Annotated in this window: 15 protein-coding genes; 9 read left to right on the forward strand and 6 right to left on the reverse strand. The window is 32.5% G+C overall.

Annotated elements, in window-relative coordinates; all coding sequences use genetic code 11:
* Nucleotides 1-2: 2 nt before the first annotated feature.
* Entirely contained in the window at nucleotides 3-1,895 is a 1,893-nt protein-coding gene (dnaK, locus tag DNJ73_RS09555) for a molecular chaperone DnaK (RefSeq protein ID WP_158467483.1), read from the reverse strand.
* Nucleotides 1,896-2,013: 118 nt separating this feature from the next.
* Here dnaK and DNJ73_RS09560 point away from each other — a divergent pair, with 118 nt between their 5' ends.
* From DNJ73_RS09560 to rpsF, 3 genes are all read left to right on the forward strand, one after another.
* Nucleotides 2,014-2,901, forward strand: coding sequence for a shikimate dehydrogenase (locus DNJ73_RS09560; RefSeq protein WP_158467484.1), 888 nt, complete (start codon nucleotides 2,014-2,016; stop codon nucleotides 2,899-2,901).
* A gap of 24 nt (nucleotides 2,902-2,925) precedes the next feature.
* Complete coding sequence (locus DNJ73_RS09565; RefSeq protein ID WP_158467485.1) at nucleotides 2,926-3,384, forward strand: Tic20 family protein; 459 nt, start codon at nucleotides 2,926-2,928, stop codon at nucleotides 3,382-3,384.
* Between the two features lie 73 nt (nucleotides 3,385-3,457).
* The gene (rpsF, locus tag DNJ73_RS09570) at nucleotides 3,458-3,964 is read left to right on the forward strand and encodes a 30S ribosomal protein S6 (RefSeq protein ID WP_158467501.1); all 507 of its coding nucleotides are present in this window, start codon (nucleotides 3,458-3,460) and stop codon (nucleotides 3,962-3,964) included.
* Between the two features lie 38 nt (nucleotides 3,965-4,002).
* Here the strand turns inward: rpsF and DNJ73_RS09575 are convergent, their stop codons facing one another.
* Together DNJ73_RS09575 and DNJ73_RS10105 are read right to left on the reverse strand one after the other, a co-directional pair.
* Nucleotides 4,003-5,205, reverse strand: a complete 1,203-nt coding sequence (locus tag DNJ73_RS09575; protein ID WP_158467486.1) for an argininosuccinate synthase — start codon at nucleotides 5,203-5,205, stop codon at nucleotides 4,003-4,005.
* A 138-nt stretch (nucleotides 5,206-5,343) separates the two neighbouring features.
* A complete protein-coding gene (locus DNJ73_RS10105) occupies nucleotides 5,344-5,553 on the reverse strand; it encodes a hypothetical protein (RefSeq protein WP_187152646.1) in 210 nt (69 codons plus the stop codon).
* Between the two features lie 278 nt (nucleotides 5,554-5,831).
* On the opposite strand from DNJ73_RS10105, the gene DNJ73_RS09585 reads away from it, so the two are divergent.
* The 3 genes from DNJ73_RS09585 to DNJ73_RS09595 are packed head-to-tail and all read left to right on the forward strand — an operon-like array spanning nucleotide 5,832 to nucleotide 7,499.
* Nucleotides 5,832-6,107 (forward strand): DUF3134 domain-containing protein, encoded by a 276-nt coding sequence (locus tag DNJ73_RS09585; RefSeq protein WP_158467488.1) that lies wholly within the window; start codon nucleotides 5,832-5,834, stop codon nucleotides 6,105-6,107.
* Nucleotides 6,088-7,239, forward strand: a complete 1,152-nt coding sequence (gene mraY / locus DNJ73_RS09590; protein WP_261792601.1) for a phospho-N-acetylmuramoyl-pentapeptide-transferase — start codon at nucleotides 6,088-6,090, stop codon at nucleotides 7,237-7,239. The genes DNJ73_RS09585 and mraY overlap by 20 nt, the downstream gene beginning before the upstream one ends.
* A 17-nt stretch (nucleotides 7,240-7,256) precedes the next feature.
* Nucleotides 7,257-7,499, forward strand: coding sequence for a hypothetical protein (locus tag DNJ73_RS09595; protein WP_158467489.1), 243 nt, complete (start codon nucleotides 7,257-7,259; stop codon nucleotides 7,497-7,499).
* 14 nt (nucleotides 7,500-7,513) lie between these two features.
* Here the strand turns inward: DNJ73_RS09595 and DNJ73_RS09600 are convergent, their stop codons facing one another.
* The 3 genes from DNJ73_RS09600 to recN all read right to left on the reverse strand — a co-directional run bounded on the left by DNJ73_RS09600 (nucleotide 7,514) and on the right by recN (nucleotide 14,515).
* Entirely contained in the window at nucleotides 7,514-9,646 is a 2,133-nt protein-coding gene (locus tag DNJ73_RS09600) for an HAD family hydrolase (RefSeq protein ID WP_158467490.1), read from the reverse strand.
* Nucleotides 9,647-9,836: 190 nt separating this feature from the next.
* Nucleotides 9,837-12,785, reverse strand: a complete 2,949-nt coding sequence (uvrA, locus tag DNJ73_RS09605; RefSeq protein WP_158467491.1) for an excinuclease ABC subunit UvrA — start codon at nucleotides 12,783-12,785, stop codon at nucleotides 9,837-9,839.
* Between the two features lie 44 nt (nucleotides 12,786-12,829).
* A complete protein-coding gene (gene recN / locus DNJ73_RS09610) occupies nucleotides 12,830-14,515 on the reverse strand; it encodes a DNA repair protein RecN (RefSeq protein ID WP_158467492.1) in 1,686 nt (561 codons plus the stop codon).
* Between the two features lie 75 nt (nucleotides 14,516-14,590).
* Between recN and DNJ73_RS09615 the strand changes: the two genes are divergently transcribed.
* The 3 genes from DNJ73_RS09615 to thrC are packed head-to-tail and all read left to right on the forward strand — an operon-like array spanning nucleotide 14,591 to nucleotide 18,147.
* The gene (locus DNJ73_RS09615; RefSeq protein WP_158467493.1) at nucleotides 14,591-16,450 is read left to right on the forward strand and encodes an ABC1 kinase family protein; all 1,860 of its coding nucleotides are present in this window, start codon (nucleotides 14,591-14,593) and stop codon (nucleotides 16,448-16,450) included.
* Nucleotides 16,451-17,014 (forward strand): alpha/beta hydrolase, encoded by a 564-nt coding sequence (locus DNJ73_RS09620; RefSeq protein WP_158467494.1) that lies wholly within the window; start codon nucleotides 16,451-16,453, stop codon nucleotides 17,012-17,014. It begins immediately after the preceding gene.
* 26 nt (nucleotides 17,015-17,040) lie between these two features.
* Complete coding sequence (gene thrC, locus DNJ73_RS09625) at nucleotides 17,041-18,147, forward strand: threonine synthase (protein WP_158467495.1); 1,107 nt, start codon at nucleotides 17,041-17,043, stop codon at nucleotides 18,145-18,147.
* The last annotated feature ends 197 nt before the right edge of the window (nucleotides 18,148-18,344 follow it).

Here is an 18,344-nt window from a genome sequence, read left to right on the forward strand (position 1 = left end):
TATTACTTTGTCTCAGTAAATTCAGCGTCAATTACATCATCTCCATCATTTTTTTTATCAGTATTTGGATCTTCAGCTGCTTGTGAAGCTGCATTTGCTTGTTGATATACAGAAGCTCCTAATGAATACAACTCTTGCTGTAATTCCTCAACTAAAGACTTCATAGAGTCATAATCATCTTTTTCTATTGCTTCTTTCAAATTGACACGTTTTTCTTCAACCTTAGTTTTTGCAGCTTCATCAACTTTATCTCCGAGCTCTCCTATTTGTTTTTCAGCTTGATAGACAAGAGTTTCGGCTTGATTTTTTATATCAATCCTCTCTCGCTTTTCTTTATCTGCAGAAGCATTCATTTCTGCATCTTTGACCATTTTATCTACTTCGTTATCCGACAAAGTAGAAGCGCCAGTTATAGATATGCTTTGCTCTTTACCACTCCCCTTATCTTTTGCGGTAACGCTCAGGATTCCATTTGCATCAATATCAAAAGTAACTTCGATTTGTGGAACTCCTCTAGGAGCAGGAGGAATTCCATCTAAACGAAATGTCCCAAGACTTTTGTTATCGGAAGCCATCTCACGTTCACCTTGTAAAACGTGAATTTCTACATTTGTTTGTCCATCAACTGCAGTTGAGTAAGTTTCAGCCTTTTTAGTAGGGACAGTAGTATTTCTAGAAATCATTTTTGTCATGACTCCTCCCAAAGTTTCGACACCAAGGGATAAAGGAGTCACATCAAGAAGCAGAATATCTTTGACTTCACCAGCAAGAACTCCTCCTTGAATTGCCGCCCCAACAGCAACAACTTCATCAGGGTTAACTGTTTGATTTGGATCTTTAGTTGTAACTCTTTTAACTAATTCTTTGACAGCTGGCATTCGTGTAGAACCGCCAACCATAACAATTTCATCTATTTCCCCAGTAGATAGCTTTGCATCTTTCAAAGCTTGCTCTACAGGGACCCGACAACGATCAATAAGGTTAGATGCCAATTCTTCAAATTTCCCTCTTGTAAGAGTCAAATCAAGATGTTTTGGTCCTTCTGGGGTAGCTGTAATAAATGGAAGATTTATTTCACTTTGAGTAGCATTTGATAATTCTATCTTTGCTTTTTCAGCTGCCTCAGTTAGACGTTGCAATGCTTGCTTATCTTGTCGTAAATCAATGCCTTCATTGCCTTTAAAGGTAGAAGCCAAATGATCAACAATCACCCGATCAAAATCGTCACCACCTAAATGTGTATCTCCTGATGTGGAGAGAACTTCGAAAACTCCATCACCAACTTCTAAAACTGATACGTCAAAAGTGCCTCCACCCAAGTCAAAAACTAATATTCTTTCATTACTTTTTTTGTCTAAACCATATGCTAAAGCAGCAGCAGTAGGCTCATTAATAATTCTAAGAACTTCTAAACCTGCAATCTTTCCTGCATCTTTTGTTGCTTGACGCTGAGAATCATTAAAGTAGGCAGGTACAGTAATTACTGCTTGTGTAACAGTTTCACCTAAATATTTTCCAGCGTCATCAGAAAGCTTTCTTAAAACTTGCGCACTAACTTCTTCAGGAGAAAACTGTTTATCAAGTATTGGGCATTTTAGCTTAACATTGGATCCCGCTTTTTCTACACCATAACTCACTTCTTTGGATTCATCATTCACCTCATCAACTCGTCTACCAACAAATCTCTTCGAGGAATAAAAAGTATTTTCAGGATTCATCACAGCTTGACGCTTAGCAATTTGTCCTACAAGTTGATCTTGATTTTTTGTATATGCAACCACTGATGGGGTAGTTCTAAATCCCTCAGCATTTGCTATTACAGTAGGCTTACCGCCTTCCATAACAGCCACACAACTATTTGTAGTACCGAGATCGATTCCGACAACCTTCCCCATGAGTTAAGAGCTCCGTTAATTTCTTTCTTTAGGTATCATCCTCGTCAGTGAAACCTATTTGAGGCGAGGCGTGGTTCCCGAACAGTCTCTTACCTTTTTGTATCAGCATCAGCACGAAATGATTACTATCACTGGAAAAACTAATCTAGTAGGACTTCTTGGACAACCAGTAAATCATTCACTTTCCCCTGTTATGCATAACGCCGCATATGAAGAAATGGGACTGGATTGGTGTTACTTGGCATTTGCATGCGATAAAACTAACCTCATACAACTAACAACAGCATTAAGACTTATAGATTGCAAAGGCTTAAATGTAACTATCCCTCATAAACAAGAAATTTTAAAAGCTTGTAATAAATTTACTAATACAGCACATGAAATCCAAGCAGTTAATACATTAATACCAGAAAAAAATAATGAATGGATAGGAGCAAATACTGACATTGATGGATTTAAAGTGCCATTAAAAAATCATAATTTGATTAATAAAAATGTCATTGTGATAGGTTGCGGAGGAAGTGCTAGAGCTGTAATTATGGGGCTTAATAGCTTAAATGTGAAAAAAATTACAGTTATTGGTCGGAATGAAAAATCATTAAAAAGCTTTATACATAATATGAAAAACTTAAAAACAAATAGCGAGATATCTATTGTAGGAATTAATTATAAAAAATTAAATGTTTCCCCATATATAGAAGAAGCTGATTTAATTGTTAATACAACTCCAATTGGAATGAATAGCAATCAAACTGAACAAGAAAGTATTCCACTTGGTAATGAAATTTGGAACAGTCTTTCAAGTCATACTATTTTATATGACTTGATATATACTCCAAGACCAACAAAATGGTTAAAGCTTGGACAAGAAAAAAATTGTTTCACAATTGACGGGCTTGATATGCTTGTTGAGCAAGGAGCATTGTCAATTAAACTGTGGAGCGGTTTTACTAACGTACCAACTCAAATAATGAAATCATCTGCAAAAAAACATTTAATGCTTTAATCTGAATAAAAATTTAATTTACTTATGCCTTCCATAGGAGGAAAAATATTAGGAATTTTTTTATATATGATTCCATGGGCAGATAGCCTTATGTTTGGTAATCATTTATATATAAAATATCCTTTTACTCAAATTCTTCAAATACCAGCTATTCCTATTATTATTATTGAAAGATCGATACCCTTTGGAAATTTATTATTATTTTTAGCAATATTTATTGGACTAGTAAGAAATACTAAAGTATCATATTTTTTACGTTTTAATGCTCTTCAATCTTTATTAATCAATATTGGTATAATTATAATTAGTTTTATTTTTCAAATTTTCTTTAGTCCTTTTGGAAGCTCATTAATAATAAGAACTTTTTCGAGTACTTTATTAATTAGTCTCTTTGCAATGATTACTTATTGCATTTGGTCTTGCACTCAAGGTAATGAACCAAATTTACCAGGAATCAGCCAAGCGGTAAAAATGCAATTGTAAAAAGTTACCGATTCAGTATAAGATTGTAGATCCGCTGCTCATGTTGAGCCATCTAGTCCTCGTCGGTATTTTTATGTCTGAAAAACCTTACTACGAAACAATGTACATTCTTCGTCCGGATATCCCGGAGGATGAAGTTGATAGCCATCTAAAAAAATATAGTGAAATACTTGTTAAAGCAGGAACAGAAGTATTAGATAGTCAAATGCGAGGGAAAAGAAGACTTGCTTATCCAATTGCAAAGCACAAAGAAGGAATATATGTGCAACTAAGTCACAAAGGAGATGGGCAGCAAGTTGCCCTCCTAGAAAGAGCTATGAGGTTGAGCGAAGACGTTATCCGCTACCTGACAGTAAAACAAGAAGGTCCTTTACCAACTCCAAAATCCACATCTAAGGAAGATGAAGCTGAGAAATCTGAAACAGACAAGGAAGAAATAAAAGCTACTGAAAATAAGGCCGAGTCAACTATTGAAGATAAGGCCGAGTCAACTATTGAAGATAAGGCCGAGTCAACTATTGAAGATAAGACCGAATCATCTACTAAAAACGAAAAAAAAGAAGAAGCCACTGAACAGTGAAGTAATAAAGGGGTAAGGATAAACAAATGAAAAATTATTTATTTATTTATCCAAGACCAAATTCGGCTTGGCAATCCCCACACATAGATAAACCCTTCGGCTGATGTATGGTTGAACTTATCCTCTCTTCCATAAGTAGACATATCAGAAATATACAAACTATTGTTTTTTGACTTTCTACCAATAACATCAGCATTACCTTTGAAAAGCCTAATCTTTACAGTTCCATTAACTTGTTTTTGAGAATAATTAATAAATCCATCCAAGGCTTCTTTTAAAGGACTAAACCAAAAACCTTGATACACCAAATCAGCCCATTGTCGCTCCAACCTAAATTTAGTATTTAATAAATCTGCAGGCAAAGTTAAACTTTCCACTTCTTGATGCGCTTTGATTAATAAAAGCAAGCCAGGTGTTTCATAAATTTCTCGACTTTTAATTCCAACTACTCTGTCTTCAATAATATCCAAACGACCAAAACCATGTTTTCCTGCAAGACTATTAGCCTTCTTGATAAGAGATATTGGATCCATTCGTTCTCCATCAATTGCAACTGGATTACCATTTTCAAACAGGAAATCCACTATTTCTGGCTCATCAGGTGAATCTAAAATTGATGATGTGATACCAAAAACTTCTTCGGATGGCATCTCAAATGGATCTTCAAGGGGACCAGCCTCAATACTTCTACCCAAGAGATTTAAATCGATAGAGTATGGATTTTTTTTACTTACGGGTGGAACTATTCCATATTTCTCTCCATAAGCAATAGTTTCTTCACGACTCATGCCCCACTCTCTTGCTGGTGTAAGCAATTTCAAATCAGGCGCTAAAGCACCAATTGTCACGTCAAAACGAACTTGATCATTACCTTTGCCAGTACACCCATGCGCAACCCCGTCAGCATTTAATTCTCTTGCAATTTCTACAAGTTTTTGTGCGATTAATGGCCTTGCTAATGCAGTTGAAAGAGGATATTTCCCTTGATACAAAGCATTAGACCTAATCGCAGGAAAAGCAAAATCTTCAATAAAAGGCTTTACTAAATTGCCAATAAGTGATTTAGAAGCTCCAGCTGCAATTGCCTTGTTTTTAATTTCATCAAGCTCGTCACCTTGACCAAGATCTGCTGCAAAAGCAATCACCTCCTCCACTCCATATTCCTTTTTTAGATAAGGAATGCAAACGCTGGTATCTACTCCTCCTGAATAAGCCAAAACAACCTTTTTAGCACTTCGCATATGTTTTTATCCTTGAGGAATTTCAATTCTCCTCAATAAATATAGAGACCTATTGGACAAAATTTCTAATTTAGACAATCAATGCAAATACAAAACTCTTAAAGACCTAAAAAAGAACAGAAAAAGTCATTCACAAAATTATTCCCATGGCTGCTTAATGGAATTGCCAGATTGCCTTTCAATTAACAACCCAATAAACCAAACGGAAAGAAAAGCTAAAGCAGAAAAACCAAAAAAAATAAGTACATAAATCAACCAAGTATCAATATTTTGTCCAAAAATCAATAGATCCTGCACATCTTGATTTGAAGTAAAAATAAAATAATCATGTAAACAATTTAAATTCACTTGATCCTCAAAATTAAATTAATGAATCTACAGAAAAAGATCTCTTGATCAAAAAATAAATTAAAAGAAAAAGAGATGGACCAAAAACCAAAAACCACACAAATAAATGATTGATATAAAAGGGTTGTGGATGAGCAATTCCAGTTATTCTAAGAGAAATACTCACTAACAAAGCCATACACCATGTAAAAGTAATTAATGTCAGCTTTGAAGTCAGCATAAAAATTAGAAAATTAATCCATAATGCATTATGTTAATTCATCGATCATAATATTGATATGAGCGATCTAGAAAAAATCAATTTATCAGCTTTAGACGGAATTAACCCCGCTTTAACTCGCTATGGCAGGCAAGAGCCCGCCCCTGTTCTCCCTCTAAGAGAAGAGCCAGATTTACTATCTTGGTTAGAAACTAGTGGAAGATTAGTTGCTGATGAAGATTCGAATGAACAAGAAATCAGTACAGTTGAAGAAGAAGAGCTTTCCGCTTTAATGGGAGAAAAAGAAGATTATAAAGCTGAAGAAGAGCCTACAGATGAAGAATGGGAAGATTAAGTTACAAGCTTATATTTTGAAAAAGTCTAAAAAACTTTTTGATAAAAATAAAGTATTATTTTTAAAAAATAATAATCAACAAGTAATAGTCTTATTTGGGTTAATTACTTTAATTTGTATATTTTTTGATTTTAATCTACAAAATAGCAATTTAACAATTCCTTTTATAATTACAACTCTTGTATCATCAGCAATCACTTTGATAGGAATACCTCAGTTAAAAAAAATTAAAGTTAAGCAAGTAATCAGAGAAGAAGGGCCTAAAAATCATTTTATTAAACAAGGTACTCCAACCATGGGTGGCATTTTTTTTATTCCTATAGGAATAATAATAAGTAATATCTTATATTTTAATACACAAGATTATAAGGTTGTCTTAACTTTAAGTGTTCTTATTATATTTTTTATGTTTATTGGATTAATTGATGATTTGCTAAGTTTAAAAAAACAATTCAACACAGGCTTAAATTCTAATCAAAAAATAATTTTACAGTTAATTATTAGCCTTATTTTTATAATATTTTGTGCATCAAATGGTTATATAAATAATTCTATTCAGATAGAAAATAGAACTTTTAATATAGGGAATTTAATTTATCCATTAGGAGTATTTGTTTTATTAGCTGAAAGTAATTCAGCTAATTTAACAGATGGTTTAGATGGATTACTAAGTGGATGTAGCGTAATAATTTTTGCGGGTCTATCTATTACTATTTTAATAGAAAATTCAATTAATAACACTGGTCTATCTCAACTTTGTATAGTCATGGCTGGTGCATGTATGGGATTTCTATTTCTAAATAAATATCCTGCAAAATTATTTATGGGAGATTCAGGTTCTCTAGCTATAGGAGCATCTATGGGAGGTATAGCTTTAATATCTAATAATCTTTGGTCTCTATTAATTATGGGAGGAATACTTTTCGCAGAATCTATCTCGGTAATAATTCAAGTAACTATTTTCAAAATTTCTAAAAAATTACAAGGTAAAGGCTATAAATTTTTTTTAATGACTCCCTTACATCATCACTTTGAACTTAAAGGTAACAATGAAATTAGAATTGTAAGTAGTTTTTGGTTGGTTACATTATTATTAGTAATATCTAATCTAATCTTTTTTATTAAAGATTAAATATTGAAATTCTTTAAATGACGTATTTTACTTGGAAAGAAGAAGGATTAACTAGCGACTGCGAAACTCTTGATTCTATGGCAGCTCGGTTTGAAGAATCTGCAAGATTAATGAGAAAAATGTCTGAGGAGGGTTTTAAAGTAGAAAAAAGAAATAAACGTCAAATAATTACTCATTTAGACTCCAAGATTTTCAATGATTGGGGATTTGTGAGTGAAGAGCCACCATATCAACAACTTACGTTGATTCTTGAAGAATAAACAAAGCAAATTAATTATTGAGTATTAAAAAACCGAAAATATTTTAAGCCATCAAGAACACAATCTTCAGAATCAGAAAAGAATACCCTTTGTTGAGTTCTAAATCTTTCCAATGATGCGTCATGATCACAAGTAACAACTGTGGGTGTCAATCCTTTTAACAACTCTGCATCACCTTGTTGACTAGCAACAATTAGAACTTTTTCTAAAGAGAGACCCCATCGTAAAGTCAAAAACCTTATAGCTTCTGCTCGAGATGCTCGCAAAGGAACAATATCTAAATACCAATGACATTTCAGATGAGGTAGAGCAGCTAATCCAGCCTGTCTTAATCTTTTACGAACCAAAGGTAAAAGTGCAGTACTAGGTTCTTTCAAAAGATAGCTAACCTTATAGGGAGCCTGATTATCAATTGACTGTAACTCCATATAATCTTTTAAATCGAACAAAGCTTTCTCTACACCTTTACGATTCCAATCAATAGCTATTGACTCTTGCCAAAAAATATCGGTTTTATTTTCATCTGAATAATAAATTTCAGTACCAGCTTGACATATCCAGACTGCGGGTTTTGGTAATTGTTTTGCTGCATATAGATGACGTGCAGATTTAATGGATCTTCCAGTTAAAATTCCTAATTGAATATCCATTTTGAATGAAGTCTCATTTAACTTATTTCTCAGTTTTGATAAACCTTGAGATTCTGATTGCTCAAGGTAATTATCTAAATCAAGAAGTAATAAATTTTTCGAAATTGGAGTAGCCTCTTTGGTTTTCCCAAATGTCCAATATCGAGGTGCAAGAAATTTCAATCGCTTCTGCATCAATGCGATGTAATTACAAACATGAGCATCCCAACTAAAATGCCTGCTTACTGCCTCAACGCCATTATTGCTCCAAGTTTTCCATAAGGAGGAATTAGAGCCCGCAGTCTCTAAACCATCTCTGAAAGCTTCTAAATCAGTTACATCAACAAGTAGACCATTTTCACATCTAGAAAGAATATCTCTTGGACCACCATCATCTGTAGCTACCAACGGCAAACCACAGGCAGCAGCTTCTAATAAAGTCAAGCCAAATGGCTCTGTTAAGGCAGGATTAACAAAGAGACCCTTTCTCTTTGCAACCCAACGATATATTGAAGGAATTTGTTCTCTTTTATGTTGTTTTGGATAAGCAACTTTTCCATATAAATTATATTTATCAACCAATTCAAAAATTTGTTGAAACACTTCTTTTTGCTGTTTCTCAAGCTGACGAGAATCTTCACGACAACCTAAAATTAAAATAAGATTATGTCGTTGCTGCAAAACTGGTGAACGCCCATAAGTCTCAATTAATGCAGGAATATTTTTTCTCCTGACTGCTCTAGATATGGCCAAAAGAGGAGAAAGTTTTGTATTTCTCAAAAAGGGTTTAAAAATTTTATCTAATTCTTTTTCTTCTTCTGTTTGATTAAGATCTATTGAATGAAAACGATTTAAATCAACACCTGGAGGAATGGTTTCAACATTTTTAGAACTAAATTTTCCGTAACGAGAATATTGTTCATCAGATTCTTGCTTAGTGCTTGTGATTAGTAAATTTGAATGAGCTAAAGCTATTTCCTCCGCATCAATTCTTTTACTAATTGAGTAAGTCTGTTCTATTTGATCATGATCTACTCCAGCCGCCAATAATCTTCTTAATTTTTCCCTTCCCAATGAGTGACCAGTAAAAACCAATGGCAATCCCAATCTTCTACTTACTAAAGCACCTACATAGCCAGCATCCGCATAATGAGCATGAATCCAATCCGGTAAATTTTTGTCTTGTTGTAATCTTTGAACTATTTGATCAGCCAAATCATCCAAATATGGCCACAGCAATTCTTTTCTGACATAACGCTTAGGACCAAATGGTAATCGAATAATTTCAGCACAACTTGATATTTTTTCAACGGGTTTTGCATAGTCAGTTGAAACTCTCCTATCGTGAATTAATCTTGTAAAAAGTTGGACTTTATCAACCTCTGGCCTTGCAGCAAGGCCTTTGACTAATTCTAGAACATATAAAGTTTGCCCTCCTGTATCAGAATCTCTCCCAAGTTCTAGATCATGTGATCGGATTAGGCCATGCAAATTTAAATGTAAAAGTCTTAATCCCAAGCAAAGCCTCTAGATAAAGTTGGAAGATAAATAATTCATTTTTTATTCCACAAACATAAAGAAAGCATAATATTTTTTTTTAAAAAATAATTAAAACTATAAGTGTAGACTATTACTTGATTTTTTTGATCTTAATTATTTAAAATAACAAAGCTCAATGATTAACGTAAAGGAATATATCAAAAAATATTTAGGTTTTTTTGGGAGGATGAAGTTCCAAAACTTTTTTTAGATAATTACCTGTGTGACTATTTGAATCAGATGCAACCTCTTCAGGAGTTCCCATAGCAATGATGTCACCGCCTTTGTTACCTCCCTCGGGACCCATATCAATGATCCAGTCCGAGCATCTAATGACATCCAAATTATGCTCAATGACAATAATTGAGTTTCCCTTATCCACCAATCTTTGGATAACATCCATTAATTTATGAACATCATAAAAACTTAAACCAGTTGTAGGCTCATCAATTAAATAAAGAGTTTTACCAGTAGCCCTTCTGGATAATTCAGTAGCAAGTTTCACTCTTTGAGCTTCACCACCAGACAATGTTGGAGCAGGTTGACCGAGTTTAATGTAACCAAGACCAACGTCTAAAAGTGTTCTTAATCTATCTGCAGCTTGTGGTATTGCAGAAAAAACATCCACAGCTTGTTCAACAGTCATTTCTAATACATCAGAAATAGAATAATTTTTATATTTAACTTGTAGTGTCTCTCGATTAAAACGAGCTCCTTTGCAGACATCACATTGAACATAAACATCTGGTAGAAAATTCATCTCTATTACATTTACACCTTGACCACGACAAGCCTCGCATCTTCCACCCTTTACATTGAAGCTAAATTGACCTGCTTGATATCCTCTCGCTTTTGCTTCAACAGAAGTTGCAAATATTTGACGTATAGGATCAAATGCACCTGTATAAGTAGCTGTATTAGAGCGTGGAGTTCTACCAATTGGTGATTGATCAATCACAATAACTTTATCAATTGATTTTATACCTTTGAGTTCTTTTAGACCTTTTGGAAAAGGAACTTTTAACCCTAAGGAATGATTTAAAGCAGGATGCAGTAATTCATTAACTAAAGTACTTTTGCCGCTTCCACTAACTCCAGTTACAGCAACTAATCTACCTAAAGGAAAATCTACAGAAATATTTTTTAAATTATTTTTATCACAATCAATCAAGCGTAATTTTCTTTGTACAGAATCTCTACGATGAGTAGGAGTTGGAATAGCTGAACGTCCACTAAGGTAAGCACCAGTTAAGGATTCTTTAGCAGTCAACAAATTATTGAGAGATCCTTCAGCGATAATTTCACCTCCATGCACACCAGCTCCAGGGCCTATATCAACTAAATGATCAGCAGCTCGTATAGTATCTTCATCGTGTTCAACCACAACAAGAGTATTGCCCAGATCACGTAATTTTTTTAATGTAGACAATAATCTATCATTATCTCTTTGATGTAAACCTATACTAGGTTCGTCTAATACATATAGTACTCCTGTTAAACCAGCACCTATTTGAGTAGCCAATCGTATTCTTTGAGCCTCTCCTCCAGATAAAGTCATTGCAGGTCTATCTAAAGTTAAATAATCAAGTCCAACATCCAAAAGAAATTTAAGACGTAATCGAATCTCTTTTAAGACTAATTCTCCTATCTTTTTCTGTTTATTAGATAGTAATTGTTCTGATTTTTTAGACTTCTCAAGACCCATTAATTCTTCTACATTCTCAAGTGTTTTGGAAACACTTGAGGAAGTAAGATCAGTAATCGAATAAGGACCAAGTTTTACAGCAAGAGCTTCAGAACGTAATCTTTTACCGTGACAAGTTGCACAAGGTACTAGCTCAAGATATTTTTCTAATTTTTGACGAACAGCTTCACCATTTGCGTCCTGTAACTGTCTTTCTAAAATTGGTAAAATACCTTCAAAAGGACGTTTAAATCCAGAGTCTTGTTTATATCTACTATCAACTTTTATTAAAATTGGTTCTTTACTACCGTTTAACAAAATATTAATTTGATCTTCTTTTAAATCTTTCCAAGGAGTTTTTATCTCAAACCCAAATGCCTCACCGACCGAAAATAATAATGAAAAATAATATGAATTATCTTTATCACTCCATGGTGCAACTGCAGCATAAACTGGTAAAGATGGATCAGGTATAACTCTCTCACAAGTAAATTTTTTCAAATGACCTAGTCCATGACAATCAGGACAGGCACCGTATGGACTATTAAATGAAAATAATCTTGGAGATAATTCTTCAATAACTGCACCATGAACTGGGCAGGCAAAATTTTCAGAAAATAATCTTTCTCGCTCTATATGTTTAGGAAGTTCTTCATTTTTTTTGGGAACTGCTTCAACTATTGCTAAACCATCACCCCTTTTTAAAGTAGTACTTAATGAATCAGTTAATCTCTCTTCAATTCCCTCCCTTGCAATTAATCTATCAACAACCACCTCTATGGAATGTAATTGATTTTTATCTAATTCAATATTATCTGCTAGTTCTCTAACTTCTTTATTAATTCTAACTCTGACAAATCCCTCTGCAGCAAGTCCAGACAATAATTTTGAATGTGTCCCTTTCTTGCCTCTAACAACTGGAGCAAGCAATTGGTAACGAGTCCCTTCTGGAAGAGTCTTTATTTGATCAACCATCTCATCTATCGTTTGAGGCTTTATTGGCCTAGAACATTCAGGACAATGAGGTTCTCCAGCTCTTCCAAAAAGCAAACGAAAATAATCTTGAATTTCAGTAACTGTTCCAACTGTTGAACGAGGATTATGACTTGTTGATTTTTGGTCAATAGAAATTGCTGGTGATAAGCCTTCAATTGAATCAACATCAGGTTTATCAACCTGACCTAAAAATTGTCTTGCATATGCAGACAAACTTTCAACATAGCGCCTTTGTCCTTCAGCAAAAATGGTGTCAAATGCTAGAGAACTTTTACCACTTCCGCTAACGCCTGTAAAAACTACTAATTTATTTCTTGGAATTGATAAATCAACATTTTTTAAATTATGCTGTCTTGCACCACGAATTGTTATGACTTCTTCATTAGAAGAATCAATATTTAATGACTTTTTTTTTGAATTAGATTCAGAGCTTCCCATTAGGGAAAATTATTAATAGTTAATTGTATAAAAAAATATGCTCATCATGCAGCTTTGTGTTCCAGCAAACTCGCCGCATAAGCATTTGCTTCTACAATTTCTCCTCCTGCCAATAATGCTAATTCCTTCTGTCTATCTGCTATTTCCTTCAAATTAGTAAGCTTAGAAACTGTTTTACCAGCGATTACAATCTTTTTAAAAGCAAAATGATTATCAGCAAATGCTGCAATTAAAGGTTGATGAGTCACACAAAAAACTTGTCGATGACAAGACAATTGATTAAGCAAATTAGCAACATAACTACTTACTGAACCACTGACCCCAGAATCAATTTCATCAAAAATCAAAAGATTCGTTTGATCAAATGAAGCAAATATGGCTTTTATAGCTAGTAAAACTCTAGATTTCTCTCCACCTGATGCAACTTCTGCAAGAGGTGCCAAAGGGAAGCCTGGATTTGCTGAAAACATAAAATTAACTCTATCTATTCCATTAACAGTTGGTTCCCTTTCTTCAAAAAGAACCTTAAAGCGAACGTTAGGCATACCTAATTCTTTAAGGCTAGTTATCAATTTATCTTCTAATTTAAGTGCAATCTTTTTTCTCATGTTTGATAAATTTTTATTTGACTGATCTCGTATTATTCGTTGCTCATGTTCGAAAGAAATAAGCTCTTCTATATTATTAGAATTATCTTGAAAAGATAAATTTTTAAACAATTCATTTTTATAACTAATTAGTTCTGGTAAATTTCTTTGATATTTTTTTTGATAAAGCTTAAGAGTAGATAATCTAATTTGTAAATCATTTAAATAAGATGGATCAATATCCAAAGTTTGTTCGTAGTCTTTAATTTGATATGTTAAGTCATAAAAATTATTTGTTAGAGTTGAAAAATTATTGAAAATTGTTTCCAAAGAAGAATCAATCTGTGATAAAAGTTTTAACTCATTAATACAAAAATTAGTATGATCTAACAATGATGGATATTCATCTACACCTTCATTTAAACGTAATAATATTGTCTTAACTCCTTCTTTTAATCTATATAAATTCGATAAACGATTTTGATCCATTTCTAATTTTCTATCTTCTTTTGGGTCTTTTAGTTCTAATTTTTCTAAATCTTGATAAATATATTGCAATTCTTCAAATTGATTTTTAAAATCAATAATTTTTTCTTGTGCTTGCTTTAACTGAGAGTATGATTCATGCCAATTTTTCCAACATTGATTGACATTTTTAATAGATTCTTCTATTTTTTCTAAGTCTAGAGAGTCTAATAAAGTCAATTGATAATCTCTATTATTCAAAATATAAGTATCTCCTTGTAGAGTAAAATCTAACAAGAGTGATCTTAATTGTGAAATTTGTTCTCTATTAGCTAATACACCATTAATTCTAAATCTAGATTTATATTTGTTTTCTTTTAAACGCCATTCTCTGGTTACTATTAATTCATCATCAAAGTCAAATTCTTGATTTATTAGCCAATCTTTTGTATTTGAAAAAATATAGAAAACACCTTCAATAGATGAAAAAGAAGAATCTTTTTCTACCAGTTTATTGTCTAGTATGATCTTTTTGCATGCCAATAGACTGTTTAACGTATCAATAAATATTGATTTACCTGAACCAGTTTCACCTGTAAAAGCAGTAAATCCTTTATCGAAATCAATCTCTAAATTCCCAAATAGAGATATATTTTGAAAACGAAGGCTTTTTAGCATAACTCAAAGGGATCAAAAAGGCACAAACTAGGCCTAGAATGGACTAGAAGGTATGTAGAACATTGCCATAATTAAATGGCCGAAGAACTCAGCGATTTCATTGAAGCCTCAGGTCTACTTGAGTATGACCCTAAAGCTATTGACATAATCTACAAAAAAAATCCAATTCGTCTACTTCGAAGACTTTGGCAAACACTTTTACCAATAGGTTTATTTTTACTTGGCGTAGGTTGGGAAAAATTAATTGGGTCTTTAGAAAAAAACGAAAGACAAACATTTAGGGCTAAAGAATTTACAAAGCTACTTGTAGATTTAGGTCCAGCATTCATAAAAGCTGGACAAGCACTATCGACTAGACCAGACATAGTTCCTCCAATAGTTTTAGAAGAATTAGCACAGCTTCAAGATCAACTACCAGGATTTGAAAGTAAACTTGCTATGGCATGTATTGAAGAAGATTTAGAAGAGAAAGTAGAGAATATTTTTCACGAAATAGATAAAGAGCCGATTTCGGCAGCATCGTTAGGACAAGTTCATAAAGCAATACTCAAAAATGGGGAAAAAGTTGCCGTAAAAATTCAAAGACCAGGACTAAGAGAACAAATTACTTTAGATTTATATATTGTTAGAAATATAGCTATTTGGTTTAAAAATAATATTGGTATAATAAGAAGCGATTTAGTCGCATTAATTGATGAACTAGGTAAGAGAATTTTTGAAGAAATGGATTATATTAATGAAGCAAATAATGCTGAAAAATTTAAAAAATTACATAGCACAAACAATAAAATAGCAGTTCCAAAAATTTATAGAGAAGCTACAAGTAGAAGAGTTCTAACAATGGAATGGATTGATGGTATAAAATTAACAAATATAGAAGCTGTAAAAAAATTAGGAATTGATCCTAATGAAATGATAGAAATCGGAGTAAGTTGCAGCCTTCAACAACTAATTGAACATGGTTTCTTTCATGCAGATCCTCATCCAGGAAATATCTTAGCAATGGATGATGGCAGGTTATGCTATTTAGATTTTGGGATGATGAGCGATATTACACAACAATCAAGAGTTGGATTAATAAGAGCTGTTGTACATCTAGTAAATAGAAAATTTGATAAACTTTCCAAAGATTTTGTTCAATTAGGTTTTTTATCAGAAGAAGTCGATTTAACTCCTATAGCGCCTGCTTTTGAAAGTGTATTTACCAGCGCATTAGAAATAGGAGTAAATAAAATGGATTTCAAAGCTGTAACAGATGATATGTCTGGTATTATGTATAAATTTCCATTTAAATTACCACCTTATTACGCACTTATTATCAGATCATTAATTACTTTAGAAGGCATAGCTCTAAGCGTAGATCCAGATTTCAAAATACTTGGAGCTGCATATCCTTATTTCGCAAGAAGATTAATGGAAGATGAAAATCCAGAACTAAGAAATAGTTTAAAAGAAATGCTTTTTGATGAAAATAGTTTAAAATTAGAAAGATTAGATGACCTATTATCAAGCGCTACTAAAGAAAAGAAATTAGACAGTGAAAAAATATTAGATCAAACAATAGATTTTTTATTTTCAAAAAATGGTGATACTCTTAGAAATGAATTAGTTAGTATTTTAGCTATGAAGATAGATTCTATTGGTTGGAAAACTATAATTAAACTCAATAATAAACTCCCATTGAAAATTCGTTCAAAAACGATAGAGAAATCAGCAAAGATAAATAATAATAAAATTTTAAATTTATCTTCAATTCAAAAAATGTTTAATACATCTAGAATGAATCCAGGATTCAAAAGAAAAATAATATTCAAACAAATCCCTAGAATATTAATAACTAAAGATACATACAAAATGGGTTTGGGACTAATGCAAAAAACCTCCGAAAAAGGTCTAGTAAGATTAGTCAAAGTTGCAGCAGGTGTAGAACAATAAATGAACCTAAAAAAAAGCCAAATTTTATTATTAATATTGTTATTTTTTAGTCCAAGCGTTAAAGGAGCAGAAAGATTATTTCTCTACAAAGGTACATTTAGTAGAAATATAAAAATTGAAGAATTATATAAATTTAGAGAAACAGAAATACCTAGTACTAAATTAAAAAATCTAATAAGAATAACCAATCAAAACGAAAAAGAACTCCTTAAATTTTTATCTTATGAAATAGAAATACCTTTAACTGCTAGTAGCAAATTAATGAATAGTAAAATAGGAGAAGTTTTTTTAAGCAGACTATCTAAAATTGTTCATCCAAACAAAATATTAGATAAAAAAATAGGCATAAAAGCAATAAGGTCTGGACTTATTTTAAGTTCATATAAAAATAATCAAAAAATTAATCTCATCGATTTCTTTAGTTCTTATCCGACAAAAAATATAGCTATTAATCTAAACGCACTAAGCAAAGCACTTAAAAAAGTAGAATCAGTAAAAGAATTAATCGAATTCTATTCAGATTCTCCATTTAAAAAACTAAAAGATGGAAGGTCTAGCACTTAGATTACTTAAAACTACTTGCAGATGAAGTGGCATTTTCGAAAAAATTAAAACAGCTTTTCACTTCTACTCCCAAAAAAAATAATTGGGAAGGTCTTATAGAAGCATACAAACCCTGGTTACCCGTAACAAAAAAAACACCAATCATCACTTTAAAAGAAGGTGCAACTCCTCTAATAGAAATAAAATCAATATCTGATCGAATTGGTAATGGCGTTAAAGTATATGCCAAATATGACGGACTAAATCCAACAGGATCGTTTAAAGATAGAGGTATGACAATGGCAATAAGTAAAGCAAAGGAATCAGGATGCGAAGCCGTAATTTGTGCAAGTACAGGTAACACCTCAGCATCTGCAGCTGCATATGCAAGAAAAGGTGGAATGAGAGCTTTTGTAGTTATTCCAGATGGATATGTAGCTCAAGGTAAACTTGCTCAAGCATTGGTTTATGGTGCAGAAGTTTTAGCCATTAAAGGAAATTTTGATAAAGCGTTAGATATTGTTAGAGAATTATCAGATAAATACCCAATAACTCTCGTCAATTCAGTAAATCCTTTCAGATTACAAGGTCAAAAAACAGCTGCTTTTGAAATAATAGAAAACCTTGGAAATGCTCCTGATTGGTTATGTATACCAATGGGAAATGCAGGAAACATAAGTGCTTATTGGATGGGTTTTGAAGAATTTTTTAGAGCCAATAAATGTAAACAATTACCTAGAATGATGGGTTTTCAAGCAACCGGATCTGCTCCTTTAGTAGAAGGAAGAAGCATTGAAAATCCAGAAACAATAGCAACTGCAATTAGAATAGGAAATCCTGTTAACAAAGAAAAAGCTTTTCAAGCAAAAAAATCTAGCAATGGTAAATTTTCGTCAGTAACAGATGAAGAAATACTTAATGCATACAAAATTCTAGGAAAAGAAGAAGGTATTTTTTGCGAGCCAGCTAGTGCGGCTTCTGTAGCTGGATTATTAAAACTTAAAAATGAAGTCCCAAAAAACTCAACTATTGTTTGTGTTCTTACTGGTAATGGTTTAAAAGATCCTGACTGTGCAATAAAAAATAATGATTCAATTTTTCATACAGCTGTAGAGGCAGAAGTACATTCCATAACAAAAAAAATCGGGTTTTAAAGACATAGAAATATCCAATAAAAAAACTGTCTGTTGAATTTGAAAATTTATTTATATTTTTAGTGTGGAAAACAAACAAAACCTGATCAAAAATTTCTTCTCTTTTTTCCACAGTTCAAGATAAAGGTGGATAACTATATTTTTATCCACTTATGGAAAAATTTTTCCACAATAAAAAAATTCAATATCGCTTATCA

Source organism: Prochlorococcus marinus XMU1408, from assembly GCF_003208055.1.
Lineage (GTDB): Bacteria > Cyanobacteriota > Cyanobacteriia > PCC-6307 > Cyanobiaceae > Prochlorococcus_B > Prochlorococcus_B marinus_A.

Coding starts and splice junctions, on each gene's coding strand:
- dnaK (WP_158467483.1), bottom strand. CDS start 1,895: ATGGGGAAGGTTGTCGGAATCGATCTCGGTACTACAAATAGTTGTGTG.
- DNJ73_RS09560 (WP_158467484.1), top strand. CDS start 2,014: ATGATTACTATCACTGGAAAAACTAATCTAGTAGGACTTCTTGGACAA.
- DNJ73_RS09565 (WP_158467485.1), top strand. CDS start 2,926: ATGCCTTCCATAGGAGGAAAAATATTAGGAATTTTTTTATATATGATT.
- rpsF (WP_158467501.1), top strand. CDS start 3,458: ATGTCTGAAAAACCTTACTACGAAACAATGTACATTCTTCGTCCGGAT.
- DNJ73_RS09575 (WP_158467486.1), bottom strand. CDS start 5,205: ATGCGAAGTGCTAAAAAGGTTGTTTTGGCTTATTCAGGAGGAGTAGAT.
- DNJ73_RS09585 (WP_158467488.1), top strand. CDS start 5,832: ATGAGCGATCTAGAAAAAATCAATTTATCAGCTTTAGACGGAATTAAC.
- mraY (WP_261792601.1), top strand. CDS start 6,088: ATGAAGAATGGGAAGATTAAGTTACAAGCTTATATTTTGAAAAAGTCT.
- DNJ73_RS09595 (WP_158467489.1), top strand. CDS start 7,257: ATGACGTATTTTACTTGGAAAGAAGAAGGATTAACTAGCGACTGCGAA.
- uvrA (WP_158467491.1), bottom strand. CDS start 12,785: ATGGGAAGCTCTGAATCTAATTCAAAAAAAAAGTCATTAAATATTGAT.
- recN (WP_158467492.1), bottom strand. CDS start 14,515: ATGCTAAAAAGCCTTCGTTTTCAAAATATATCTCTATTTGGGAATTTA.
- DNJ73_RS09615 (WP_158467493.1), top strand. CDS start 14,591: ATGGCCGAAGAACTCAGCGATTTCATTGAAGCCTCAGGTCTACTTGAG.
- DNJ73_RS09620 (WP_158467494.1), top strand. CDS start 16,451: ATGAACCTAAAAAAAAGCCAAATTTTATTATTAATATTGTTATTTTTT.